Source organism: Psychrobacter sp. I-STPA10 (assembly GCF_021012795.1).
Taxonomy (GTDB): domain Bacteria; phylum Pseudomonadota; class Gammaproteobacteria; order Pseudomonadales; family Moraxellaceae; genus Psychrobacter.
In genome coordinates this window covers 29,884-55,507 of sequence record NZ_VFYU01000020.1, presented here as the reverse complement: position 1 = coordinate 55,507, position 25,624 = coordinate 29,884, and the positions used below count along the sequence as shown (strand labels likewise).

Below are 25,624 nucleotides of genomic sequence, written 5' to 3'. Positions count from 1 at the left end.
TAAGTTAAAAACTTTAATATAATCTAATTCTAATAAGGATGATTTTATGAATATGGCAACACAAGAAGGCAAACTTTGGCTCAATGGCGATATTATAGATCAGCCAGATGCCAAAATTCATATCCTAACTCATAGCCTACATTATGGTATGGCGGTATTTGAAGGGGTGCGTGCGTATCAAACCGATGAAGGGCGTACTGCAATTTTCCGTCTTGCTGAGCATACAGAGCGTCTATTAGGCTCTGCCAAAATTTTTCAATTAGATGTGCCATTTGATCAAACTGCCCTTGAGCAAGCACAAAAAGAGATCGTTAAGCAAAATGGCTTGGCAGAAGCTTATATTCGTCCACTGATTTGGGTAGGGGCAGAAAAACTTGGTTTATCTTCTCGTGATAACAGCATCAATGCGATGGTTGCAGCATGGCATTGGGGGGCATATTTGGGTGAAGAAGGCATCAAAAATGGTATCCGTGTAAAAACCTCTTCATATACGCACCACTTGCCAAATGTGACCATGTGTAAGGCAAAAGCATCGAGCAACTATCCTGTGTCGATCATGGCAAACCAAGAGGTGACTCGCCAAGGTTATGATGAGGCTATCTTGATGGATCCTCAAGGCTATGTGTGCCAAGGCTCAGGTGAAAACTTATTCTTAGTCAAGCGTGGCGTATTGCATACTCCAGATTTGGCTGGTGGTGCGTTAGATGGTATCACTCGTCGTACAATTATTGAATTTGCGGAAGATTTGGGTATCAAAGTCGTTGAACGCCGCATGACTCGTGATGAATTTTATCTTGCTGACGAAATCTTTATGACAGGAACAGCAGCCGAAGTGACACCGATTCGTGAATACGATGACCGCACCATTGGTAATGGTGGACGTGGTGAAATTACCGAGCAATTGCAAAGCTTATACTTTGATGTGGTGCATGGTCGTAATGAGAAATATAAACACTGGTTAAGCTTTATTGATGAGTAAATGATTAGCCTGCTTTATAGATAGTCAAACAGATAAACAAGCAGATACAAAAAAAAGATAGATAATAAAAAACCGACCTTACTAAATAGTAGGGTCGGTTTTTTGCTTTATACGCCTAAGACAGATTAAGAGAACTGTTCTTGGCAAAGTTTGATAAATGCCTTGCCAAATTGACGTACTTCTGCATCATCTCGTACCGCTATCCAACTGGTAAAGCGTCCAAAATGATCGACTGGAATGGCAGTTAAGCTTTGATAATGACTGGCTTCAAATGCCATTTCGGCAATAATGCCCACACCAAGCCCTGCACTGACATAAGTACTAATCACATCTGCATCTAAGGCTGCCAATACCACATCAGGCTCAAGTCCTGCGTCATGGAAGGTCTTATCAATGGTACTGCGACCAGTAAAGCCACCGTGATAGGTGACGATGGGATAGCTGGCAAGTGTGGGTAAATCAATATTTTCTTGACCTGCAAGCTCATGGTCGTTGGGTACAATGATGCGATGTGACCAATCATAATAACGATAACAACGCAAATAAGCATTGTGTAGTAGTGACTCAGTGGCAATACCAATATCTGCTTGCCCACGAATAACCATATTAGCAATGGTTTCAGGGTCGGCTTGCTGTAGCACCAACTGTACTTTAGGGAATTTTTCTTTAAACTGCTTAACAATTTCTGGCAGCACATAGCGAGCTTGGGTATGGGTGGTGGCGATGGTTAATGTACCTGATTGTGGGTTGTTATAATCCAAACTCAGATTTTCGATGGTACGTATTTCAGCAAAGATCGACTCAATATGCGGCAGTAGGGCTTCACCCATGGGGGTGAGACCAGTTAAACGTTTACCTTGACGAATAAAGACTTCAGTTTTTAATTGATTTTCTAGGGCAGCGATGTGTTTGGATAAGCTCGATTGACTGGTGTGTAAAACAGTGGCAGCCTGACTTAAGTTATAGCCATTGATGACGGTATGCCAGACGGTCTCTAATTGTTTTAGTTGTATTTGTAAATGACGTTGATTCACTACCACATTGATCGCCATAATTGCTTCCTTAGGTTGGATTTTGTTGTTGCTGCTCTTGTAAACTCAGTTCTTATAAACACAGTAAAAACTTGCATAACTTAAGTCATACAAGTGGATGAATGATTCATTTTATCTATCTAAACTTTCTACTTTCTAATCTCTCTCATCTAAATTTTGATATCACATTTTTTATAAACGCTATTGATTTAGCGTGTATAGTGTAAACGCATTATTTTATTCTTATATGGGAAAATACAGTATTTTTATATATCAAAAACGAATATGGTGGTAGGTATCCTTGTCATACCTACCACCATGACGGCTATTTTACTGCTATCTATATTGAAAGTGTGGGTTAGTGTTTGATGTCAAAACGGTCGGCATCCATCACTTTTACCCACGCTTTGACAAAGTCTTTAACAAACTTTTCTTTGTTGTCATCTTGGGCGTAAACTTCAGCGTATGAGCGTAAGATAGAGTTTGAACCAAACACCAAATCGACTCGGGTGGCTGTCCACTTCACCTCGCCAGTTTTACGGTCACGCACCTCATATAAGTTGTTTTGAGCTGATTTCTCTACAGGGTGCCAAGTGTTATTCATGTCCGTTAAATTGACAAAAAAGTCATTTGTCAGTACCCCAACTTGGTCGGTAAATACACCATGTTTTGTATCACCATGGTTGGTACCAAGCACTCGCATACCACCAATAAGTACGGTCATCTCAGGGGCAGTGAGTCCCATAAGCTGAGTACGGTCAAGTAGTAGCTCTTCTGGCGAGACAGCGTAGTCTTTTTTCACCCAGTTACGATAGCCATCGTGGATAGGCTCTAAGTCCTCAAAAGAGTCTGCATCGGTCATCTCATCGGTGGCATCACCACGACCTGCGCTAAAGGGGACAGTAATATCAACCCCTGCGTCTTTAGCAGCTTGCTCAACGGCAGCACTACCACCTAAAACAATCAAGTCAGCAATACTGACAGGTTTGTCTAACTGTGATTGGATATCAGTTAGGGTATCTAGCACTTTTTGCAAACGCTCAGGTTCGTTGCCTTCCCAATCTTTTTGTGGTGCTAAGCGAATACGTGCGCCATTGGCACCGCCACGAAAATCTGAACCACGATATGTACGTGCGCTGTCCCAAGCGGTATTAATTAGCTGTTGACGGCTAAGACCTGAGTTTAATAAAGTTTGTTTCAGCTTGGCTATCTCAGCATCGTTTAAGGTATAGTCGACACTAGGGATAGGGTCTTGCCAGATTAAGTCTTCACTGGGTACATCTTTACCCAAATAACGGCTTTTTGGCCCTAAATCACGGTGAGTGAGTTTAAACCATGCACGAGCAAATACTTTGGAAAAATACTCAGGGTCGTTATAGAATTTTTCTGAGATTTTACGATATTCTGGGTCTTTAATCATCGCCATGTCAGCATCGGTCATGATGGGGTTGCGACGTTTGCTTGGGTCATGCGCATCGAGGGGTTTGTCTTCCTCTTTGATATTTACAGGTTCCCATTGATGCGCGCCTGCTGGGCTTTTACGTAGCTCCCAATCATAGTTAAATAGCAAGTGGAAATAACCATTGTCCCACTGAGTTGGGTGGGTTGTCCACGCGCCTTCGATACCGCTAGAGACGGTGTCGCCTGCATTGCCTGAGCCTTGTGGGTTTTTCCAGCCAAAGCCTTGCTCAGCAATATCTGCTGCTTCTGGCTCATCGCCAATAACTTCTGCGCTGCCATTACCATGACATTTGCCCACCGTATGTCCACCTGCGGTCAAAGCAACGGTTTCTTCATCGTTCATTGCCATACGCTCAAAGGTTGTGCGTACATCTTGTGCTGTTTTTAATGGGTCAGGATTACCATCGACACCTTCTGGATTGACATAAATCAAGCCCATTTGTACGGCTGCTAAGGGGTTTTCTAATGACTCACGGTTGTCATCATTGTCATAACGCTCTTTGGTGGGGGCAAGCCATTCACGCTCATTACCCCAATAAATGTCTTTTTCTGGGTGCCAAATATCTTCACGACCACCAGCAAAGCCAAATACTTCTAGTCCCATAGACTCATACGCCATCGTCCCTGCCAAAATCATCAAATCTGCCCATGATAATTTATTGCCATATTTCTTTTTAATTGGCCAAAGTAGGCGGCGGGCTTTATCAAGGTTGACATTATCAGGCCAGCTATTAAGTGGCGCAAAGCGTTGGTTGCCTGTATTTGAGCCACCACGACCGTCTGCTTTGCGATAAGTACCCGCTGAATGCCATGCCATGCGAATCATCAAGCCACCATAATGTCCCCAGTCGGCAGGCCACCAGTCTTGAGAGTCTGTCATTAGTTGTTTTAAATCTTCTTTGACTGCATCAAGGTCTAAAGACTCAAAGGCTTTGGCATAGTCAAAATTTGCATCGAGTGGATTGGTTTTGCGGTCATGTTGGCTTAAAATGTCAAGATTTAGTGAGTTTGGCCACCAGTCGGTGACAGAAGAGTTATTTAGGGTATGTGCTTGGTGCATCACAGGACAGCCACCCATAGCAGGACGCTCAGGCATACTGTTCTTTTCAGCATTTTCACTATGTATGGTGCTACCTTGGTCATCATCTTGCATGGGTTGGGTGTGGTCAACGGGGCATTTGTTCTCGGTGCTCATAAATGTATCCTTTGGCTGAGTATTAACTTGGCTATCACTATCATAAAACAAAATTTAGTTTATAAAGTAGTGATATGGTATGTTTTCGATTTATAAAACAGGATACATGAAGAACTTTGATTTGGAAATTAAATCAATTGAAATATAACGTTTCATAAAATTGATTATTAAATTTTATTTGATTTATATTATCAATATATAAGAGGGTATAAGATAAATTGCTCATTTATTTGGCGTACAGTCAGTGCTAGCCAATATGGTTAATCTCAAGTAAGATAAGGATTCTATGATTGAGTTGTGTGAGCCAAATGTTCGTTTGGTTGCCTTTTTCCCTACCTCCCTTTATTTTGTTGTGAGTGTTTATGCCTGTTATTTCCTCTTCAAATGACCCTGCTAGCAAACCCAAAAAATCATGGCTTGAGGCAAGTAAAGCCTATTTAGACCCACGTGCACTGATTATGCTATTTTTGGGTTTTTCGGCAGGTATTCCTATTTTGCTAATTTTCTCAAGTTTGTCATTGTGGCTACGTGAGGCAGGTATTGACCGTAGTGTGGTTACCATGTTTAGTTGGGCGGCATTGGGTTATTCATTTAAGTTTATTTGGGCACCTTTGATTGACGCTGTACCACTGCCAGTTTTAACCGCATGGTTGGGGCGCAGGCGGGCGTGGATGTTGGTGTCGCAAATCTTGATTATCCTTGCCATCTGCCTAATGGCAAGTGTTAACCCCAGCGTTGCCATTGATAATGTCAGTCATTTTTCAATATTTGGTAGGGATATAGAAATCACTGCTTTGACTTTTATGGCAATCGGGGCGGTATTATTAGGTTTTTCATCAGCTACCCAAGATATCGTTATTGACGCTTATCGCATTGAACTTGCCCCGCCTGAATTTCAATCGGTGTTATCAGCCGTTTATACCGCAGGTTATCGTATTGGCATGATTGTCGCTGGGGCAGGGGCGTTGTATTTAGCAACTTATTTTGGCTCAAATGAAACGGCTTATAGCTATGAGGCGTGGCGAAATACCTATTGGGTCATGGCTGGCGTGATGGGTGTGGGTGTGGCAACGACTTTATTAACTTATGAGCCTGTACGTGAGAGAGTGGTTGAAAACAAACCTGCCACTGATTATTTGCGTTTGGTCGCTGTTTTTGCTTTATCGGTGATTGGCTTTATTGTTGCCTTTAAAGAATTGGGCGATGTGTTACCTGAAGTGAATGGTGTGTTGCTTGGTTTTGGTTTGGAAGTGTCACATTTATTATCCAGCTTGGCAGTGGCTTTAACCATTGGCTATGTTTTGGTACAAATCGGACTGGTTAATAAAAAAATGGCATACCAAACATGGATTGAGCCGATTGTTGATTTTTTCCGTCGTTATGGTTCAAAGGCACTGCTATTATTGGCATTAATTGGTCTATATCGTATTTCAGACATTGTTGCAGGGGTTATTTCCAACGTCTTTTATCAAGATATGGGCTTTAGCAAAACCGACATCGCCAATGCGGTAAAATTAGTTGGTGTGGTAATGGTTATTGCGGGGGGCTTTTTGGGTGGTATCTTAGCTCAAAAAATTCGTATTATGCGCGCGATGATGATAGGGGCGATTTTAGCCAGTATCACCAACTTATTATTTGTGCTATTGACCATGCACCCAGCTAGTTTGCCTTATATGTATTTGGCGGTAATTTTTGATAACTTGGCGGCAGGGCTTGCAAGTGCGGTATTTATTGCCTTTTTATCAGCATTAACTTCGATTCGTTTTACTGCGGTTCAGTATGCGATTTTCTCCTCACTAATGACCTTATTACCCAAAGTCTTGGGTGGCTATTCAGGAACGATTGTTGATAATATGGGCTATCCGTTTTTCTTTATCTTTACCGCATTGATTGGTGTGCCGATTTTATGGCTGATTTATTTGGTTGATAAGCATATTGTTATTGGTGGCAATGATGATATTTATGATGATTAGGTTATTTATATGAACATAGTTCAAGAGAAAAACCTAACAAAGTATTATTATCATAATGCCTATCTTCACCAGATGGATATTTTTATAGTTTTTGTCTTTTTGGCTATGGCATCTGCCTATATGCCAACAGTTGATGTATTTTTTAACTGGTGGCAGGCGACACATTGGCTTGGCTATGTATGTGTGATTTTTTTGATTTGGAACTCTGTTAATAATTATTGGGGAAAATATTGGCAATTAACTGATAATTCACTTAATTACTATTTTAGCTTTATTCGTGTTAAACACATTTTATTGGCTGATATAAGTCATGTTATAGTCTTAGAACAACAAGAGAGTAGCCAAAAGCTTAAAATTTATTGTAGTAAACAAGACTATGATTCAAATAAGCCCAAAGCAGTAATTGACAGTAAATATTGTCTAGACTTTTCTATTTTAGTTCAACGGTTAAAAAATAAATTACCACAATTAATACAAGGCGATGTATATAAGAAAAGTCAGAAAATAGAATGTTATCAAAAGAAAAATAGAAAAGTTAGTTTGCTGATATGGTCTTTATTTTGGTTAATTATAATAGTAAAAATATGTTGGCAACGAACCTATGTAGCTTGGGATATAAAGTATTTGTTTATTACTGGGCTTATTATTATATTGATAGGAACTTGTATCCATATATATTTACAAGTAAAAGGTGATTGCTCAAAAGATATTAATAACAAAGTGAAATTTCTTATTAATCAATATATTCTCCCTCCTGTATTATTTCTCTATCTATTACTTAATATCTATATTTACGTATTATAATAAGAGATATTTTAATGAGCCAATCTATGTCTAATACACCAACCATTAGCCAGATTAAAAAACAAATCAAAACCACTCCAATTCAATTTTTAACTCATAACCAAAACGGACAAACCTTGCCCGATTTTTGGCTAAACGATTGGCTATTATTTGTAATACAAAAGCCCAATAGCTTTTTATTTAGCAATCCTGATTATCAACTTACTGACGACGAATACCAAAACTATCAAGCAGGTATTGAACAAATGCAGGCAGGTACGCCACTGGCTTATCTGCTAGGTTATCAAGAATTTTGGTCATTAAAGTTTTTGGTTAATGAATATACCCTAATTCCACGTCCTGACAGTGAAGTGTTGGTTGAGCAAGTATTGGCATGGATACAACAAAACCAAAATAGCCTAAGCAAAAATAACCAGCCTTCAACCGCAAACCCAACTCAATATAAATTACTGGACTTAGGTACAGGCACAGGCTGTTTGGCAATATCTTTAGCTTATGAATTAGATAAAATGTTGCCTAAAACATGGCAAGTAACCGCCGTTGATTTTTGCCCCAATGCCCTTAATATTGCTAAGCAAAATGCCCAATTAAACAACATTACTAATATACAATTTATGCAAAGTGATTGGTTTGCTAATATCCCTAAGCCCAATCAAGAAAATAATCAAGAAAACAATCAAAAGCATGATAAATTTAGCGTTATTATTAGCAACCCACCCTATATTGATAAAGCTGATAGCCATTTAACCGCATTAACTGCCGAACCTATCACCGCATTGGTGGCGGATAATCAAGGGTTGGCAGATATTGAAATTATCATCAACCATGCCCCTGATTATTTGCAACAAGGGGGATTATTAGCAATCGAGCATGGTTTTGAGCAGGATAGGGCAGTACGAGAGCTGTTACTTAATCAAGGTTGGCAAAATATACACACCATCAAAGATTATGGTGGTAATGAGCGGGTAACGATGGCGATATTATCGTCAAAGTAGTTATATTTATTCAACAGAGCCTAACAAAAATCTTAGGTTTATTCAGGGCTTATTGGACTTTAAGATTAAAATCAACATTATTACCTAAAATTTCTACTAACTCTAAGACTTTCATTGCATTACCTTTAAAAATAAAATCTTGTTTTTTGTCTATTTTATTTTTGATAGCAATATAATTTAATTCAAGTTTATGGGACAAAGTTTTAAGTGTTTTAAGTGTCTGTTTTGGTGGAAGGGTAGTTAACTGAAAAGTTAATATATATTGATTTGGGTCAGTTTCAATGGCTGAAAAGTAACTGGTAACAACAATCCATTCGTCACAAAAAGAACAATATAAACCCGATAGCCTATCTTGTCTTTTGATTTCTACAGGGTTTTGACATTTATAACATTTAGTAAATAAGGAATCATCATTCATTTATATCAATATTTAGCAAATAGGGTAAGCTAGTCTAGTAACGATAGCTAGCTCACTCTAATTGTAATTGATTCTAAAAAACTTACCAATGAAGTTTAACGCATTTAGATTAACAGACAACTATTTTGCTATCGGTAAATCCATCACAATCGCTTGATAACCAATTAACGCATTATTTTTATCAAAAGCCTGTACCACAAACGCATAGTTGGTAGAGTGTAAGGTAATTACAGGGCTAAATTGAGTTTGTTGCTGCTGAAATATCTGATTACGCTCAAAGCCATTGTCGCCAGATTTTGCTTTTTCAATATCTATCTGACTGACCAAAACCAAAGCCGTATCAGCAGGGTTTTGCCACTGCACTGTATTATTGACCACATCAAGCTGCATATCACCCAAGCGATAATCGAGCGGATAAGTAACATAATTGGCTCGTCCACCAAGTGTATAGAGCACATCACAGTCATCAATTCCTGATGATAGGGTTTTGCCACCTAAGCCATCTTGATACTCAAAGCTGCCTGTCCATGGTTGACCTGTCATTTTCTCATTAAAGCTACCAGCGAATGTAGATAAAAGATTGGGAGTTCTAATATCGAGCTTATTAATGTATTTCATGTCCAAAAATTTGGGTGTATCCAAGCTGCCAGAGAGTTTGCCAACAATATTATTATTCACTTTAACCGCTGTATCGGTGGCAAGAGTACGATTATTTTGGCAAGGTTGTTGTTGATAGCTGACACGCCCATCAACACTGCCAGCAGCATCTTTGCTAATATCAAAATAAATCGCGCCAATATCAATATCGCTGTCGTTACCATCATCTAGCTCAACAAAGTGTCCCACATACAAGCCACCTAGACCACCTTCAGGGGTTATTTTATCCAAAAATGTATCAAGGCTTTGCTCAGGTAAAAACACAGATTTTAAAATTTCTGCCATGCTTTTTTCATTATTCGTTAGCTTGTTTTCAACCCGTTTATATTCTTCTTTGACCTGATTTTCAATACGTTCATATTCGTGATTGATTTTATCACTGGTTTTATCAGCATCACTACCACCACATCCACTGATGCTAATGGTCAACAGGCTGATAGCAACGATGCTAACACTTTTAAAGGGGGTAAATAAGGGCGCAGATAAGATAGGCATGGGTGTGTTCCAAAGTCAGTATGTAAAGGTTTTTGTTGATAATGGACTATATATAAGCCAGATAAGTACGAGTATAATCTATTTAAATTAAAGTTTAATTAAGTGATTATATTACTACATTTATTAAAGGAATAAAAAATGAATCGTTTTATGATGGCAGTTGGTAGTGTGGTTTTTGGTTATTTGGGCAGTTTTATCGCAGGCTTATTTGGTGCCAGTGATTGGTCACCCACCAGTCTGGTGATGGGGTTGATTGGGGGTACGGTTGGTATATTTGTCGGTTGGTATGTGGCAGAAAATTGGTTTTGATTGCTATATAAATGAGTTTTGAGTAATCATATGTGCATCATTTAAACTCTGCTAACCATCCTGCCACCGTTTTTACCCGTTGCTGTCTATCGCCACCAATGAAGCGAAAAGGTTTATTGTATTTAGTAAGGGTATCAGCAAATGTTTGGGCAATTCTCTCGCGTCCATTGGGGCAATCACGCAAGTCATCAGCGACCCACGGCACATCGACTTTGGTGAGTAAAATCAAATCATAATGGTGCGATAACGCAGCCGTTTCTATGGGGCAGGGGCAGTCATCATAGTACAAATACGCATAGACCATCAATTCAAACAATGCGGTATCACAAAATAGATAGTGTTTTGCTTGCTTTGCCAATTTATTTTCTAAGTCAATCTGTCCTTGTGCGATGGGTAACAAGTCATCCCATGCACAGCTTTTTTGCTCTTTATCCCATTTTTCTTGCAAATAGGGACGCATATATTCAAGCACCCACGGCTCATTATAATAGCTTGCTAAGTCCTGACACAGGGTTGTCTTTCCTGTACTTTCTGCTCCCAATATCAGCACTTTAGTGATTGACTCTGGCTGATATTGGCTAAGGTCACAGGTGGTTAAGTTAGGCTGATAAGCGGTGAGTGTTGGGTTGGAATTTTGCATAATTAGGCAAGTCTGGCGTTAGGTGTGTGGGTGAGTTGTTGCTCACGATACAGTTTACGCCAGCCGATATAAGCCCAAATGGCAATGGCAGTGAAGATAATGTATTGCACCGAAGTAAAGGTATAACCTTTATAAAAATATAACGGCACTGAGATACTATCAGCGATAATCCAGACGATCCAGTTTTCGATTTTTCGGCTTGCCATCAGCCACATACCCATCAAAAATAAGGCGGTGGTCAGCATATCAGCATAGTCCACCCATGTGAATAAATGTAACCCCATGACAGCACCATCAAAGCTAAAGTTATTGTTTATCACAGGGCGGAAATAATAAACCAACGCCACAAAGGCGACAGTAACACTGGCAAGCGTCAGCATAATAGGCAGGTCACGGCTTGTCATACGTTCAATTCGCACGGTATTATCATCAGAGCTGCCATTATTAGCGTCAGAGTTTTGTGACCAGTTATACCAGCCATATAAACTCATAGCGGTATAGTAAGCATTAATCAGCATGTCGCCAAATAGCTGCCAATTCCATAAGAGATAGACATATAAGGCGGTACTGACCAATCCCACAGGATAAACGAGCACATTACCTTTGCGTGCCAGTAATACACTGGCAATGCCAAATGCAGAGGCGATTAATTCAAGGGTGATAAATATGGGTTCATATTCGGCATATTGTCCAAATAACCAATTAAAAATTTCTAACATAGCCGTACTTCCTAAGTGAATGAGAAGCATTCTATACTAGTGGTTAGAATTGTACAAAGTTTATAGGGCTAAAAAGTGTGTGATTCTTAAAGATAGGGTTAAGAGGGTTCAGTATAATTTTCATTATATTACCTCGCTCTCAACTTATTTTACTAAATTGATATATGACCCCTCCCAAACCCTCCCCTTGAAGTAAGGGGAGGACTTAAAAACCAGTTCCTCCCCCTTTCTTAAGGGGGAGGCTAGGAGGGGGTTGAAGTTGAGAGTGAGGTTTATATTTTGTTTATTTATAATCTTGCTGACATTATAACAATATAACCCAATGCCATACCAACACACCAATAAGTGTAACAAAATATGGTCAAATTTGTGAAATCAAGGCATAATAACCCGTATCAATATTGAGTTTACAATTATTCACTAAATTTTGTAAATATGAGTTAGCAAATGATTCGCTAACTATTCTTTAATTAAGTAATTAACATTAAGCATCTAACACATAAGGACGATACCATGACTCTTTGTATCACTGGTACAGGGCTTTACATTCCACCATACAGCATTAGTAATGAAGAATTGGTCAATTCATTTAATCAGTATGTAGATAATTATAATGAGGAGCATCAAGCCCAGATTGAGGCAGGTGACATTGAGCCACTACAACACTCATCGGCAGAGTTTATCGAAAAAGTATCGGGCATTAAGTCGCGCTACGTGATGGAAAAGTCGGGTATTTTAGACCCTAATATCATGGCACCTGTGATTGCCTATCGCAATCTGGGTGAAGAGCTGTCTGTCATGGCAGAAATGGGTGTTGCAGCAGTACAAGATGCGCTAAAAGATGCAGGGTTACAGGCTACTGATTTGGATGGCATTATTTTTGCGTGTTCAAATTTCCAGCGTACTTATCCTGCGGTTTCTATCGAAGTGCAAAATGCCATTGGTATGGTTGGTGGGTTTGCATTTGATATGAATGTGGCTTGTAGTGCAGCGACATTTGGTTTGGCACAGGCAGTGGGATCTATTCGTTCAGGGCTTGGTAAACGCATTGCGGTGGTCAATGTAGAGATTACCTCAGCGCATCTTAACTGGCGTAATCGTGATAGCCACTTTATTTTTGGTGATGTGGCAACAGCGTCTATTATTGAAGCGCTAGATACTCCCAAAGGCTATGAGATTTTGGACAGCAAATTATTTACCCAATTTTCGACCAATATCAAAAATGAATATGGCTTTATGGATCGCTCTGAATTTTTGGCGGCAGGGACACCAATGTATCCTGATCTCAAAGAGCCAGTCACTGATAAGCTATTTTCACAAAATGGTCGTAAAGTATTTCGGGAAGTGTGCCCCAAAGTATCCGAGATTATCACCACCCATCTACAAGAAAATGACATGACAGCCGCTGATGTAAAAATGATGTGGCTACATCAAGCCAATGCCAATATGCTTGATTTAATTTTGCGTACCGTGGTAGGTCGTGATGCCGATAAGTCTATTGCTCCAAGTGTGATTGATGAGTTTGCCAATACCAGCTCAGCTAGTCCGATGATTGTATTCCATCGTTATAAAGATCAGTTAGCAAGCGGTGATATTGGGGTAATTTGCTCGTTTGGTGCAGGCTATTCGATTGGTTCGGTATTGGTGAAAAAGGTATAAATCTGTCCCCCTTTTATAGGACAATAGATAAAACCTTGTCAAAATTTGTATAAAGACTCAACCTGTCACTGTGATGGGTTGGGTTTTTTGCTATAATCCTCTTCTTATTTCGACACGATTAAAATAACCGACTATGAAAGAATCCCTACGTTTACGTTTAGACCAAATGGTTGACCGTTATGAAGAGGTCACCGCCTTACTCTCTGACCCTGATGTGATCAGTGATAATAATCAGTTTCGTGAGCTGTCGATGGAGCACAGCGATTTAAGCGAAATCACCACACTGTGGCAGCGTTATTTGCAAGCCGAAGCTGACCAAGCTGATGCTGAAGAGATGCTTACCGAAGCTTCTGATCCTGATATGAAAGAGATGATGCAAGAAGAGATTGACTTCGCTCGCCAAGCCATTATTGATATGGAAGAAGAGCTCAATGTGATGATGTTGCCCAAAGATCCTAATGACAAAGTGCCTGCCTTTTTGGAAATACGTGCAGGAACGGGCGGTGATGAAGCGGCAATTTTCTCAGGTGATTTGTTCCGTATGTATGAGCGTTATGCGTCCTCACAAGGCTGGACGGTAGAAGTATTGTCTGCCAATGAAGGTGAGCATGGTGGTTATAAAGAAATCATCACCCGAGTATCAGGAACGGGCGTATATGGTCGCTTAAAGTTTGAATCAGGGGCTCATCGGGTGCAACGTGTGCCAGAAACTGAAAGTCAAGGGCGGGTGCATACCTCAGCGTGTACGGTGGCGGTGATGCCAGAAGTAGAAATTGATGATACGGTGGATATTAACCCTGCCGATATTCGTATGGATACTTTCCGCTCAAGTGGCGCAGGTGGTCAGCACGTCAACACCACTGACTCAGCGGTACGTTTAACACATATTCCCACAGGTACAGTGGTAGAGTGTCAACAAGAGCGTAGCCAACATAAAAACCGTGATAAAGCGATGAAAATGTTAGTCTCTCGTATTCAGCAAGCCAAAGTGCAAGCACAAGTGGATACCGCAGATGAAATGCGTCGTGATTTGGTCGGTAGTGGCGACCGCAGTGAGCGTATCCGCACCTATAACTATCCACAAGGACGCATGACGGATCATCGTATTAACCTAACATTATATAAGCTTGATGCAATTATGGAAGGTGATTTAGATGAGCTACTTGATGCGTTATTACGTGAGCATCAGGCAGACTTAATGGCAAGTATTGGTGGTGAGGAATAAACAGTTTTTAGGTTATTGCTTATTATTTTTTTACATGATTGATTGAATTTATCAAAGACTAGGAAACTTTATGTCGCAACAAAAAACGCAACCAGAGCAAAACGAAAACCCACAAGATGCCAATGAGCTGATTGCTCAGCGTCAAGCCAAACTTGATGAAATAGCCGCAACGGGCAAGCCTGCCTATCCCAATGCGTTTAAACGCACTGATTATGCCCAAGATTTGCAGACCAAGTTTGCCGATATTTCTAAACAAGAAATTGAAGAGAAGGCAGCAGCAGGCGACAAAACCCAAGTGAATGTTGCAGGACGGGTGATGCTCAATCGGGGTGCGTTTATCGTCATTCAAGATATGACAGGGCGTATTCAGCTTTATGTTGCACGTAAAGAGCTTGATAAAGACACATTGGCATTGATTAAATCACTTGATTTAGGCGATATCGTGGGCGTATCAGGTTATATCGGTCGTTCGGGTAAAGGTGATTTGTATGTGCATATCGAAGAGATTACTTTATTAACCAAATCTTTGCGTCCGATGCCAAATAAATTTCATGGCTTAGCCGATGTCGAAGCACGTTATCGTAATCGTCATTTAGATTTGATGACCAATGAAGCCAGTCGTGATACCTTTATTATTCGCAGTCAGGTGATTAGTGGTATTCGCAAATTTATGCTAAATGAACGCTTTATGGAGGTGGAAACGCCAATGATGCACCCAATCCCCGGTGGTGCGGTGGCGCGTCCATTTATTACTCATCATAATGCCTTAGATATGCCATTATATTTACGTATTGCGCCTGAGTTATACCTTAAACGCTTGGTTGTTGGTGGCTTTGAGCGTGTATTTGAGATTAACCGTAGTTTTCGTAATGAAGGTGTATCCACCCGTCATAATCCTGAATTTACTATGATTGAGTTTTATCAGGCTTATGCTGATTATCGTGATTTGATGGATTTAACTGAGCGTCTGTTCAATCAATTAGCCAATGATATTTTGGGCAGCACTGAGCTGACCTATCAAGAAGAGAGTATCAGCCTAAAAGCGCCATTTGCTCGCTTAACCATGAAAGAGGCGATTACGCAATATGCCGAAGATTTTGACATGAGCAAAATTGATGACCGTGAGTATTTAGCCGATTATGCGCAAAATACCTTAAAGCAGCAAGTCAAAGAAGGCTTTGGTATTGGTAAACTGCAAACCATTATCTTTGAAGAAACCGCAGAGCACAAACTCCGTCAGCCGACGTTTATCACTGAATATCCTGCTGAGACATCACCACTGGCGCGGCGTAATGATGACAATCCTGAGATTACCGACCGCTTTGAGCTATTTATTGGTGGTCGTGAGTTGGCAAATGGCTTTAGTGAGCTAAACGACCCTGCCGATCAAGCCGAGCGTTTCCGTGGACAAGTTGCCGAAAAAGATGCAGGTGATGATGAAGCGATGCACTTTGATGAAGATTATATCGAGGCATTGTCGTACGGTTTACCACCGACCGCAGGTGAGGGTATTGGTATCGACCGTTTGGTGATGTTATTTACCGATGCGGCAAGTATTCGTGATGTGATTTTGTTCCCGCACATGCGCCGTAAAGGTAGCTAATATCTGTTGGCAGTTAATCTAAAAGGCTCTAAATCGTTGCATTGGATTTAGAGCCTTTGTTACTATTGTGGTTATCTCTATTACTATATCGGCATCAGCTGCATCATGCTGAAATTTGTTCGGCATGATCAAAGAGTTATTAAAAATAAAAAATATTATAATAAATTTTCATGATAAAATGTTTTTAGAATGGCGATATAATAACTAAAGGAATAACTATGTCAACCGTGCTACCGCAAAAATTTGATTGGCAGTCGATATTTCAATTATCTTTTTTGCCTATCTATCAAGTTGATCCAACATCAAAAAATAAGTGGTTAACACGTGGTTATGATTTTGTTTTTGAGTTTCCACAAGCAACATTGGTTTTATTAGTCCACGAAGAAGTTTTGACGTCACCTACGGTGGAAGTCAAAAGATCTGTCCTGGCAAAATTAAAACAAAAATCAGTTAGTGAGTTAATAAAGCAGCATCAACGACTTTACAAACTATATCCATCTAGAAAAAAAAATGTACCTTATGTGAAGAGTGACGTCACAAATACATCACAGATTTATTTTGTTGGTATTAGCTTGCTAACGGTAAAGCATGAGCAAAATATTTATCCAATACCGCATCAATATGGTGGACTGTATTTTCAAGAAGAGTGTGTCATAGATTTGGACGAAGATGTGAATGCTATACAAGTATTTTCTTTGCATAGTTTATTAAGGCTGACAGAGTTACTACAAACGCCCAGTGATTTTTTATCCTATCTTGGTTTTCATCGACATATCATGTCAGAGCAACTGCCATTTGATAATGAGGTTGAGTTGGCAGATACATTGATGCATTCTCCTGAATTTTTTGTGCAGCAAACCCAGCTACAGCAACAACTGGTAACCATGGGGTTATTACAACAAGCAGATACAGATTTGCAGTATATTATGACCAATCAAGTGACGGCTGAGCCATTACAGCCGCTATTAGATGATATGCAGAAATACTCTGCTACTTGGATACAGTTGGTGCAAGGATGGGTTAATAACTATAAACAGGTACAACAGGAAGTACCATTAGCGACTTTGCGATTGTTGATGTTTCCATCTACCTATATGCGTATGCAGTTTGTGGATGTATTGATTAGACATAATCAAAGTACAGAACAACAAAGACAGCAAGGTTATATTTGTCAGCCACGTTTTTATACTGATTTTGGTTGTCATTATATGATGGTCATCTATGGTTTAGATCCACAGAGTGAATTTAGTAAAGCGGTTATTGCTAAGCAGTTTGATACGCTGCTACTTGATATGAATATAAACCTAGCCAATACATCAACAACAGATTTGATTTTGTTGGGTTTTGATATGACGCAAAAACCAACATCTGATGACTTTGAAGTGATGATGGATGTGTACCACCATCGAGTATCTAGTGAAACATAAGACCATAACCTTTGTTTTATACAGGCAATATAGATATTGGTTATAATCATGACTATTAAGTCAAATGATTTCAATGAATACAATGAGACACTTAATCCATCTCTTTTCTTAGTTTGTCCTAAATATTAATTTTAAATACATTATTAAACATATTGTTATTAAATATATTGTTAAATAAATCGTTGATGGTAATTTTTTATGCTTTCGCAATCGCAGCCACAGCCTATCCAACCATATCAAGTACTTGCTCGTAAATATCGCCCAAAAAACTTTCATGAGTTGGTTGGGCAAACGCATGTCTCTAAAGCATTAATCAATGCCATTGATCACAATAGGTTGCATCATGCGTATTTATTTACTGGAACTCGTGGTGTGGGAAAAACCACCATCGCACGTATTCTTGCCAAATGCCTAAACTGTGATAAAGGTGTGAGTAGTAAACCTTGTGGGCAATGTAGTAGTTGCGTGGCGATAGATGACGGGCGTTTTATTGATTTGATTGAGATTGATGCTGCCTCACGTACCAAAGTAGAAGACACGCGTGATTTGCTTGATAATGTGCCCTATGCACCCACGCAAGGTCGTTACAAAGTCTATTTAATTGACGAAGTACACATGCTGTCTACACATAGCTTTAATGCGTTGTTAAAGACTTTAGAAGAACCACCAGCACATGTAAAGTTTTTGCTGGCGACCACAGACCCACAAAAACTACCCATTACCATCATTTCACGATGTTTGCAGTTTGTGCTGCGTCCACTGCCACAGCAAGCAATCAGTGAACATTTGGCAAATATCTTGTCACAAGAGCATGTGCCATTTACAGAAGCTGCATTGTGGCAATTAGCACACGCTGCTCATGGCTCGGTACGTGATGCTCTATCTTTGACCGATCAAGCAATTGCCTTTGGACAGGGGCAGTTAACGGATGAGACGGTTAATGATATGCTGGGCTTAATCGACAGCGCAGACTTAGTGGCATTATTAACTGCCATATCAGTGGGTGATACACAAGCAGTGGCAGCACATATTGAGCAACTGCGGGCTCAGCTTGTTGATGCAGGTAGTATGTTTGATGGATTAGCAGAGCTACTACATCAAGTGGCACTCGCACAGATATTGCCTGATATCAGTTTAAATGTTAGTAGCAGCCATGCTGAGGCTATTTATCATCTTGCTGAGCAAATTAGCCCTGATGTGTTACAGCTATATTATGAAATTACCATAAAAGGTCGAGAAAATATTAAGCTTGCTAATACGCCATTACAAGCACTAGAGATGTGTTTGCTTAGATTATTGGCTTTTCGTCCGTTGGCTACAAACGAAGTCAATGCTCCTGCTTCGATTGCGATATCTGCAACAGACATGCAGATGACAGAAGTAGGAGATGTGTGCGTAGATACAGATGATGTCAAGCAAAATATAGATAAGACAGAAGAGCCCACTATTGAAAGTACAAGTATTGATAATACCAGTAGTGACAGTAGCCAGAATAATAATGACATAGCAGCCATAGATACAATAGATATTATGGCGACTGATGTACCAGTTACTTATACTAATTGTACACAAAATAACGATAATACTCAGGATATGATTTATAATAACATAACTGAGAATGTAGAACGTCTACCAAAAACAACATTTGAACTTCATGAGCCAGAAACCACTTTAGAACTGAATACGCTAGACACAGAGTTAACTGAAAATATGTCTCAGTTAGTAGTGACTGACAAAGATCCAGTTTCACTCATCGTTAATGATGACGATCCACGACAGCTTCTACAATCTGCTAAACAAGTTTTAGAAGGTGAATGGACAGCACAAAAGTGGGATTATTGGTTACAGTATGCTCGTCAAATCAAAATTTTGGCACATGATCAGTTGGCTCTGGCAAGACAGGGGATTATGACAGGGCAAATTTTGGGTGAAAGTACGTTAAAAGTCGCATTTGATACAAAACATATACAAAACACTTTTGAGTCATTGGCTGCAAAAATAAAAGCAGAGTTGGGTACAACCATTGTTCGTCTGGAAGTTGATCCACAATGGATACAACAACAGCAGCAAGAGATACCTGAAAATCGCCAGAAACAACGTATATTAATGGCTCAAGCGGCAGCAAAAGAAGGTCTGAATAAGTCCCCTGTCATGCAATACTTACAAACATTAGGGCAACCACAGATTACTAAACTCAAGTTAAACTTACAAGTATAGATTAGGGGTATTATATGTAAAATTTATAAATTTAATTTTAGTCAAGTCTTGGTGAACAAATGTACTGAAAAGTAGCAAAAAAAAACATTAAGACGACTTTTATTAAAAAGAAAAACTTAGAAAATTCTCTACAATAAGATATACTTACGAGTCTTAGTTCTCAAATTTAGGTGTGTAAATATGTTAGATAATTTAAGAGGGATGGCAGTATTTGCTAGCGTTGTTAATCATGGGTCATTTAGTGGCTCAGCACGAGAGCTTGGTATCACTACCAGCGCAGTGAGCCAGCAAATCCGCTCTTTAGAAAATGACTTAGGTGTGGTGTTATTGCACCGATCTACTAGAAAGCTGAGCTTAACTGAAGCAGGTGCAGGCTTTTATGAAGCGGCAAAAAACGTGGTCAGTGCAGCCGAACAGGGTCGCATGAAAGTCAATCAGCTACGTGATGAGTTGGCAGGTAGTTTAAGAATTGCTACTACCCCTGAGCTTGGTGTCAATCATGTTCTACCCGCGTTATCTAAGTGGGTGGATGCGCATGATGATTTAGATATTCACTTCTTGGCAGACAATCGCTATATTGATATGATTGATGAACGTATTGATATTGCGGTACGTATGAGCCCTTCTATTGATGATAGCAAAATGACCAGCTATCCTTTGGCAGAAGTAAAACAAGTACTGGTGGCATCACCTAAGTATTTAGAGCAATTTGAAAAATTTGAAACGCCTAAAGATCTTAGTCAGTGTCAAATTATTGGGATTGACTTGGTAAAAGATCCTAACGTATTAGAGTTGACTAACTCTGAAACCAACAAGAAAACAAAAGTTAAATTAACTTCGCGTATTCAAACGAACAATATTTTTGTTGCGACGACTTTAGCAAAAGCGGGTCATGGTTTGGTTAGTATGATGCAAGTGGATATAGAAAAAGAGTTGGCATCTGGTGAGTTGGTTGAAGTATTACCAAACTACAACCTACCAAGCTATCAACTGTATGCCGTAACGCTAGATAGAGAGCAGCAGCCTGCGAAGATTGTACGCTGTTTAGAGGTGTTACAAGAGTATTTTGATAAAGAAATGAGTGCATAATGGGTGGTGGGTGACTATTATGTTATTACGAAAAATAGTTGCTATTAGACACTATCTTTAATCACAGATAAAAAACAGCCCATTAAGGGCTGTTTTTTTGTTTTAACGTATGTCTTATTTAATTTGTTTGACTTTTTAAGCCATGAATCGCAGCGGTGAGACGCGCAACCAACTGCTCACTTTCAGCACGAGTGATATTAAGCGCAGGTAATAAGCGTACAACGTGCCCGCCAACCACATTAATAATCAATTTTTGCTCATCTCGAGCAATATCAACCAGAGAGCTACAGTCCCAATCACTGGGCAGTACAATACCAATCATCATCCCATGTCCACGGCTACTTACGCCGTATTGGGCTAAGTTATCTGCCATAGCCTGACGGATAAACTCACCTTCTGTTGTGGCATTTTCCATCACATCGCTATTAGCCAGTACCTCATAAACGCTATATACCACACGACTGGCTAGGGGAGTACCGCCATAGGTCGAACCATGACTGCCTGCACCAAATAGCCCATTGGCACGTCCTCGCACCATACATGCACCCACAGGAAAGCCATTCCCCAGACCTTTGGCTGTGGTTACCACATCGGGCTTGGCATTGCTGTGTTGAAAGGCAAAATATTTGCCTGTGCGTCCGTTCCCTGTTTGTACTTCATCGAGCATAAATAGCCAGTCATTCTCATCACATAGTTGTTGTATTTGCTCTAGATAGGCAAAGCCTTGGGTAGGTGCATTGAGACCCCCTTCGCCTTGGATCGGCTCAAGTAAAATGGCGGCGATTTGGGTATCACTGTTTGCCACTTGTTTAATTGCGTCAATATCACCAAAGGGCACACGAATAAAATCATCATCTAAGGTAAAAAAGCCTTCACGTGCTTTGGCGTTGGCAGTGGCAGATACGGTCAGCAAAGTGCGCCCATGAAAAGAGTGCTGCATAACAATGACTTTAGGGCGGCTATAGCCTTTATTATGCGCATATAAGCGCGCTAATTTTAACGCCGCTTCATTGGCTTCTGCGCCACTGTTCGCAAAAAATACACTGTCCATACCCGCTGCTTGGCACAATGCGGTCCCTGCACGCTCTTGCCACTGTATACCATACAAGTTACTGGTATGCACCAGTGCTGCTGCTTGCTCGGTGATGGCTTGTGTTATTTTAGGATGACAGTGTCCAAGCCCACAAACAGCAATGCCTGTGAGTGCATCAAGATAGGCGGTATTGTCTTGGGTATATAGCCAACTGCCCTCACCACGTACAAAGGTAATGGGTTGGCGATTATAAGTGGGCATCAAATAAGAGTGGGTCATGATTCACCTTTTAATATGTCAGATTGAGATGTTAGATATGTAACAGGGAAGAAATGAATGAGCTGATTACTTATTTTATTCGGGTAATTCACCAGAAAAAGGCGTTTCTTCGGCAGCCACTTTGTAGTCTTCATTTGCCCAAGCACCCAAATCAATAAGTTTGCAGCGCGCGCTACAAAAAGGTTTGTTGGGATTATCTTGCCATGGCGTGCGTGTTTGGCAGCGGGGACAAGGGTAGGTTTTTGGTATCATAACGTTTTTTTGGTGAGCAGATTGGGTCATAGTCATTATAGCCAGTCATGATGAACATGATTATATGGTGTATTGGTGGTTTAAAAATTACCTCTAAAATTTATTATAGTCTATCACTGCTAAAATTGTTATGGTGTGAGCATAATATTCATAAATTTGATATAGATATATGAGCTGAGCACTAAGAGAAATTAATATAGTTAAGAGAGAAACAATGAAGTTATCGCATCAACACAATAGGGCATTTCAACCCAATAAGCTGCACCCACCCAGAGACTTTGATGAGGCAGTACGATCAATATTAACCGTAAATACTCATTTACCATTAATTGTAGAGATTGGTGCGGGTAAAGGTAAACATGCTTTGCAATATGCCAAAAATTTTCCTAATAATACTTTAATTGCCATTGAGCGTACCAGCAATAAGTTTCAAGCATTTGCTAAATTAGCCAAACAACACAATGTACCCAATCTGTTGCCTATACATGCTGATGCGATTGCTTGGATTGTGTATGCGCTTGCGCCAAAGTCAGTTGATGCTGTTTATTTATTATATCCCAATCCTGAGCCACATAATCTGAATCAGCAGTGGCTCAATATGCCATTTTTTGAGTTTTTATTGTCACGCCTCAAAGATGAAGGCGAGGTGATTTTAGCAACCAATATTGCCAGTTATATGGATAATGCCCAGCAGCAAGCCAAGCAAATATGGCAATTACCAAGCCAGTGTAGCCAAGTGGCAACAGACAGTGCGCGCACCCATTTTGAAGTTAAATATCTGGCAAGAGGTGAGATATGTTGGCAATTAAATATGCGTAAACCAACTGGTTATATAACACGCTTTGATAATTGGATTTACCAAAAATAGCCACAGCATACTTTTTGAACCTCCATTAAACAGCCAAGATGAATTAATAGTAAGGTTTAATTGGTAGTGAAGTTTAATTGATGGGGTTATGGTTGATAATTATGAAAATAAAACAAGCGAGTGATTTATTTGCTACAGTAGAGAACCAAGCGGTGGTAAAGCATTTAAACTGGATAGATGCTGCTACTGATTTGCCACATGCTAAAGGGGTGTATATTTTGGCAATGCAATTATCTTCTGAGGTAACATTAGATATTGGTAAGTTGGGGGCTCATACCCTGCCTGCAAGTATTTATTTTTATGTGGGTAGTGCCAGAGGAGCAGGCGGGCTTTATAGTCGAGTTAGGCGGCATTGGCGTAATGATGAGAGTAAAGCAAAACGCTGGCATATTGATTATTTGCGTACACCCATGCAGATGCTTGGGTGTTGGGTAGCTGTTGATGCTAGCGATCCTATTGAAGAGTGTGCTTTGGCTAAGCTGTTGGCAAGTCATCCTAGCTTAAGCACTTTTGTACAGGTTGGTAGCAGTGATTGTCGCTGTGCAAGTCATGTTTTTTATTTATCATCTGCCTAGCCTGATTCACCACTGTGCTGGTTGTATTAGCTTGCCTTATGATGACATTTTTTGAGCTTACGTACTAGATTGATTACCTCACTCTCAACTTATTTTACTAAATTGATATATGACCCCTCCCAAATACTCCCCTTGCAGTAAGGGGAGGACTTAAAAACCAGTTCCTCCCCCTTAAAAAGGGGGGAGGCTAGGAGGGGGGTAAAGTTGAGAGTGAGGTATTGACTATATATAGATATAGGTTATGTGCAATCTATTAGCTATGGGGATTGCTGATATCTTCGTGAGCGGTATTTTTATCAAAGATGTCAGCCGCAAAGGTATCAGGTTGTGACTTAGTAATAGACTTGATGAGTTCTCGGCTGTCTGTACGTGCATCTAGTACGGTTAAAAAGGTATAAGCACCGATGAATTTACGGCTAATAAACATAAATTCTTTGGGGGGTAAGCTAAATTCTAATGACTGCATGGCTTGACTGGATTGCTTCATCACTCGTTGATGCAGTTGACTGGCAGCCCAGCGATATTGTCCCTCTGCATCAAGCAATTCTGTCGATAATTCTGCATTATGTTCAGGCAAGCTAAATGGCTCAGTGGCGGTTAAAAACACTTGTGCCATGTCTTGATGTACTTTTGGACTCATGTTGTCAAAAAATGCATAACCTTGCATCGCAGCTTGCATGGCTTGTAGGTCATGATAAAATCCTGCTTGCATCAAAGATTTGGCAATGCTTAGTAGATGCTCATCAAACTGGCGCATTGCACCAAAATCAAGCAAAATGATTTGATCAGGTAGGTTGCCATCTTCATGTGTACGCAGCAGATAATTACCAAAGTTAGGGTCAGTTTGCATTTCACCCCAAACAAATATCTCTTGTAATAGTATCTCTATGATGGCTTGTCCGATGGCATTGCGCCGTGATTGACTTAAGTTTTGTAAGCGGACATCTGTGACAGGAACGCCTTGCTCATACGTCATACATAATAAGCGTTCGCTACTGTAACGACGGATAATTTGCGGCACAATATAGCGGTTATCATGTTGTAAGCGTTGATAAAAACGCTCAGTAGTAGCTGCTTCTGCATGATAGTTTACTTCATGATGCAGCAAATCTTGAATCTCTGCAAACCAATCATCTAAAGCCCGCGTCTGTGGCACGGTATTGGTGACTTTTAGTAGCTGTTTAAACAGACTGAGATCGGAGTCAATGGCATCTGCGACGCCAGGGTACTGTACTTTAAGAACAATTTGCTGACCTGTACTGGTGATGGTGGCTCTATGCACCTGTGCCAGTGAAGCTGTGCCAATAGGTACTGGCTCAACCTCAAGCTCCTGATACAAATCACCAAGCTGTGTCTTTATGGTTTGCTCAATGACCCGCCATGAGAGCGTGGCGGTATTATCATTGAGGCTTTGCAGAGCGGCAGTAATTTCAGGGGGCAAAAAATGCTCGCCATATAAAGCCAGCATTTGTCCGATTTTAACAACAGATCCTTTAAGTTTGCCAAGCTCATCTGCCAGATATTGTGCTTGCTGTTGGCGAAATGCTTGGTTACGCTGATCACGCTGATCTTTGTTCATAAATAGACCAGAGACGCTATTTCCAGCCCAACGCTTACCCAGTTGCAAGGAGGTCTTTGCGATGGATAAGCGTCTATCAAAGCTGGAGGTCTTGAGTTCATCAAGTGTTTGTTCGGTCGTATTATTTGCCATAAATCCCCAG

Annotated in this window: 22 protein-coding genes; 13 read left to right on the top strand and 9 right to left on the bottom strand. The window is 40.2% G+C overall.

From position 1 onward, the window contains the following. The first annotated feature begins 46 nt into the window (after positions 1-46). Positions 47-979, top strand: coding sequence for a branched-chain amino acid transaminase (locus tag FHK89_RS10275; protein ID WP_230659758.1), 933 nt, complete (start codon positions 47-49; stop codon positions 977-979). A gap of 125 nt (positions 980-1,104) precedes the next feature. Here the strand turns inward: FHK89_RS10275 and FHK89_RS10270 are convergent, their stop codons facing one another. Next, the gene (locus tag FHK89_RS10270; protein WP_442966585.1) at positions 1,105-1,992 is read right to left on the bottom strand and encodes a LysR substrate-binding domain-containing protein; all 888 of its coding nucleotides are present in this window, start codon (positions 1,990-1,992) and stop codon (positions 1,105-1,107) included. A gap of 376 nt (positions 1,993-2,368) precedes the next feature. After that, entirely contained in the window at positions 2,369-4,666 is a 2,298-nt protein-coding gene (katG, locus tag FHK89_RS10265) for a catalase/peroxidase HPI (RefSeq protein ID WP_442966583.1), read from the bottom strand. Positions 4,667-5,028: 362 nt separating this feature from the next. Here katG and FHK89_RS10260 point away from each other — a divergent pair, with 362 nt between their 5' ends. Genes FHK89_RS10260 through prmC form a run of 3 tightly spaced genes read left to right on the top strand, consistent with a single transcriptional unit; the run spans position 5,029 to position 8,438 of the window. After that, entirely contained in the window at positions 5,029-6,639 is a 1,611-nt protein-coding gene (locus FHK89_RS10260) for an AmpG family muropeptide MFS transporter (protein ID WP_230659753.1), read from the top strand. A 9-nt stretch (positions 6,640-6,648) separates the two neighbouring features. Further along, entirely contained in the window at positions 6,649-7,443 is a 795-nt protein-coding gene (locus tag FHK89_RS10255) for a hypothetical protein (RefSeq protein WP_230659750.1), read from the top strand. A gap of 14 nt (positions 7,444-7,457) precedes the next feature. Further along, complete coding sequence (gene prmC, locus FHK89_RS10250; RefSeq protein ID WP_230659748.1) at positions 7,458-8,438, top strand: peptide chain release factor N(5)-glutamine methyltransferase; 981 nt, start codon at positions 7,458-7,460, stop codon at positions 8,436-8,438. A 49-nt stretch (positions 8,439-8,487) separates the two neighbouring features. Here prmC and FHK89_RS10245 read toward each other — a convergent pair whose 3' ends face one another. Both FHK89_RS10245 and FHK89_RS10240 read right to left on the bottom strand, forming a co-directional pair. Next, entirely contained in the window at positions 8,488-8,856 is a 369-nt protein-coding gene (locus FHK89_RS10245) for a hypothetical protein (protein WP_230659745.1), read from the bottom strand. A 120-nt stretch (positions 8,857-8,976) separates the two neighbouring features. Beyond that, positions 8,977-10,008 carry a hypothetical protein gene (locus FHK89_RS10240; protein ID WP_230659742.1) on the bottom strand — a complete coding sequence of 344 codons (1,032 nt, stop codon included), beginning with the start codon at positions 10,006-10,008 and terminating at the stop codon, positions 8,977-8,979. 138 nt (positions 10,009-10,146) lie between these two features. On the opposite strand from FHK89_RS10240, the gene FHK89_RS10235 reads away from it, so the two are divergent. Next, positions 10,147-10,317: a hypothetical protein gene (locus FHK89_RS10235; protein WP_230659739.1), complete on the top strand. Its 171-nt coding sequence runs from the start codon at positions 10,147-10,149 to the stop codon at positions 10,315-10,317. A 37-nt stretch (positions 10,318-10,354) separates the two neighbouring features. On the opposite strand, the gene FHK89_RS10230 is transcribed toward FHK89_RS10235, so the two are convergent. Together FHK89_RS10230 and pnuC are read right to left on the bottom strand one after the other, a co-directional pair. Beyond that, complete coding sequence (locus tag FHK89_RS10230) at positions 10,355-10,957, bottom strand: AAA family ATPase (protein WP_230659736.1); 603 nt, start codon at positions 10,955-10,957, stop codon at positions 10,355-10,357. A 2-nt stretch (positions 10,958-10,959) separates the two neighbouring features. Continuing rightward, the gene (gene pnuC, locus FHK89_RS10225) at positions 10,960-11,676 is read right to left on the bottom strand and encodes a nicotinamide riboside transporter PnuC (RefSeq protein ID WP_230659733.1); all 717 of its coding nucleotides are present in this window, start codon (positions 11,674-11,676) and stop codon (positions 10,960-10,962) included. A 513-nt stretch (positions 11,677-12,189) separates the two neighbouring features. Here pnuC and FHK89_RS10220 point away from each other — a divergent pair. From FHK89_RS10220 to FHK89_RS10195, 6 genes are all read left to right on the top strand, one after another. Then, the gene (locus tag FHK89_RS10220) at positions 12,190-13,335 is read left to right on the top strand and encodes a beta-ketoacyl-ACP synthase III (protein WP_230659731.1); all 1,146 of its coding nucleotides are present in this window, start codon (positions 12,190-12,192) and stop codon (positions 13,333-13,335) included. 133 nt (positions 13,336-13,468) lie between these two features. Beyond that, entirely contained in the window at positions 13,469-14,560 is a 1,092-nt protein-coding gene (gene prfA / locus FHK89_RS10215; protein ID WP_230659728.1) for a peptide chain release factor 1, read from the top strand. A 70-nt stretch (positions 14,561-14,630) separates the two neighbouring features. Then, positions 14,631-16,163, top strand: coding sequence for a lysine--tRNA ligase (gene lysS, locus FHK89_RS10210; RefSeq protein ID WP_230659725.1), 1,533 nt, complete (start codon positions 14,631-14,633; stop codon positions 16,161-16,163). Positions 16,164-16,381: 218 nt separating this feature from the next. Further along, positions 16,382-17,590, top strand: a complete 1,209-nt coding sequence (locus FHK89_RS10205; RefSeq protein ID WP_230659722.1) for a hypothetical protein — start codon at positions 16,382-16,384, stop codon at positions 17,588-17,590. A 198-nt stretch (positions 17,591-17,788) separates the two neighbouring features. Beyond that, positions 17,789-19,807 (top strand): DNA polymerase III subunit gamma/tau, encoded by a 2,019-nt coding sequence (gene dnaX, locus FHK89_RS10200; RefSeq protein WP_230659719.1) that lies wholly within the window; start codon positions 17,789-17,791, stop codon positions 19,805-19,807. Between the two features lie 180 nt (positions 19,808-19,987). Further along, positions 19,988-20,896, top strand: a complete 909-nt coding sequence (locus FHK89_RS10195; protein ID WP_230659716.1) for a LysR family transcriptional regulator — start codon at positions 19,988-19,990, stop codon at positions 20,894-20,896. Positions 20,897-21,014: 118 nt separating this feature from the next. Here FHK89_RS10195 and FHK89_RS10190 read toward each other — a convergent pair whose 3' ends face one another. Both FHK89_RS10190 and FHK89_RS10185 read right to left on the bottom strand, forming a co-directional pair. Further along, positions 21,015-22,208, bottom strand: a complete 1,194-nt coding sequence (locus tag FHK89_RS10190; RefSeq protein WP_230659713.1) for an aspartate aminotransferase family protein — start codon at positions 22,206-22,208, stop codon at positions 21,015-21,017. A gap of 75 nt (positions 22,209-22,283) precedes the next feature. Then, positions 22,284-22,490 carry a DNA gyrase inhibitor YacG gene (locus tag FHK89_RS10185; RefSeq protein ID WP_442966582.1) on the bottom strand — a complete coding sequence of 69 codons (207 nt, stop codon included), beginning with the start codon at positions 22,488-22,490 and terminating at the stop codon, positions 22,284-22,286. A gap of 184 nt (positions 22,491-22,674) precedes the next feature. Here FHK89_RS10185 and FHK89_RS10180 point away from each other — a divergent pair, with 184 nt between their 5' ends. Further along, the gene (locus FHK89_RS10180; protein ID WP_230659711.1) at positions 22,675-23,328 is read left to right on the top strand and encodes a DUF938 domain-containing protein; all 654 of its coding nucleotides are present in this window, start codon (positions 22,675-22,677) and stop codon (positions 23,326-23,328) included. Positions 23,329-23,429: 101 nt separating this feature from the next. Then, a complete protein-coding gene (locus tag FHK89_RS10175) occupies positions 23,430-23,903 on the top strand; it encodes a GIY-YIG nuclease family protein (protein WP_230659708.1) in 474 nt (157 codons plus the stop codon). A gap of 253 nt (positions 23,904-24,156) precedes the next feature. On the opposite strand, the gene FHK89_RS10170 is transcribed toward FHK89_RS10175, so the two are convergent. Then, positions 24,157-25,614, bottom strand: coding sequence for an ABC1 kinase family protein (locus FHK89_RS10170; protein ID WP_230659705.1), 1,458 nt, complete (start codon positions 25,612-25,614; stop codon positions 24,157-24,159). Positions 25,615-25,624: the final 10 nt, after the last annotated feature.

Coding starts and splice junctions, on each gene's coding strand:
- FHK89_RS10275 (WP_230659758.1), top strand. CDS start 47: ATGAATATGGCAACACAAGAAGGCAAACTTTGGCTCAATGGCGATATT.
- FHK89_RS10190 (WP_230659713.1), bottom strand. CDS start 22,208: ATGACCCACTCTTATTTGATGCCCACTTATAATCGCCAACCCATTACC.
- FHK89_RS10240 (WP_230659742.1), bottom strand. CDS start 10,008: ATGCCTATCTTATCTGCGCCCTTATTTACCCCCTTTAAAAGTGTTAGC.
- FHK89_RS10195 (WP_230659716.1), top strand. CDS start 19,988: ATGTTAGATAATTTAAGAGGGATGGCAGTATTTGCTAGCGTTGTTAAT.
- pnuC (WP_230659733.1), bottom strand. CDS start 11,676: ATGTTAGAAATTTTTAATTGGTTATTTGGACAATATGCCGAATATGAA.
- FHK89_RS10260 (WP_230659753.1), top strand. CDS start 5,029: ATGCCTGTTATTTCCTCTTCAAATGACCCTGCTAGCAAACCCAAAAAA.
- FHK89_RS10175 (WP_230659708.1), top strand. CDS start 23,430: ATGAAAATAAAACAAGCGAGTGATTTATTTGCTACAGTAGAGAACCAA.
- dnaX (WP_230659719.1), top strand. CDS start 17,789: ATGCTTTCGCAATCGCAGCCACAGCCTATCCAACCATATCAAGTACTT.
- lysS (WP_230659725.1), top strand. CDS start 14,631: ATGTCGCAACAAAAAACGCAACCAGAGCAAAACGAAAACCCACAAGAT.
- FHK89_RS10220 (WP_230659731.1), top strand. CDS start 12,190: ATGACTCTTTGTATCACTGGTACAGGGCTTTACATTCCACCATACAGC.
- FHK89_RS10235 (WP_230659739.1), top strand. CDS start 10,147: ATGAATCGTTTTATGATGGCAGTTGGTAGTGTGGTTTTTGGTTATTTG.
- FHK89_RS10245 (WP_230659745.1), bottom strand. CDS start 8,856: ATGAATGATGATTCCTTATTTACTAAATGTTATAAATGTCAAAACCCT.
- prmC (WP_230659748.1), top strand. CDS start 7,458: ATGAGCCAATCTATGTCTAATACACCAACCATTAGCCAGATTAAAAAA.
- FHK89_RS10205 (WP_230659722.1), top strand. CDS start 16,382: ATGTCAACCGTGCTACCGCAAAAATTTGATTGGCAGTCGATATTTCAA.
- FHK89_RS10185 (WP_442966582.1), bottom strand. CDS start 22,490: ATGACCCAATCTGCTCACCAAAAAAACGTTATGATACCAAAAACCTAC.
- prfA (WP_230659728.1), top strand. CDS start 13,469: ATGAAAGAATCCCTACGTTTACGTTTAGACCAAATGGTTGACCGTTAT.
- FHK89_RS10170 (WP_230659705.1), bottom strand. CDS start 25,614: ATGGCAAATAATACGACCGAACAAACACTTGATGAACTCAAGACCTCC.
- katG (WP_442966583.1), bottom strand. CDS start 4,666: ATGAGCACCGAGAACAAATGCCCCGTTGACCACACCCAACCCATGCAA.
- FHK89_RS10230 (WP_230659736.1), bottom strand. CDS start 10,957: ATGCAAAATTCCAACCCAACACTCACCGCTTATCAGCCTAACTTAACC.
- FHK89_RS10255 (WP_230659750.1), top strand. CDS start 6,649: ATGAACATAGTTCAAGAGAAAAACCTAACAAAGTATTATTATCATAAT.
- FHK89_RS10180 (WP_230659711.1), top strand. CDS start 22,675: ATGAAGTTATCGCATCAACACAATAGGGCATTTCAACCCAATAAGCTG.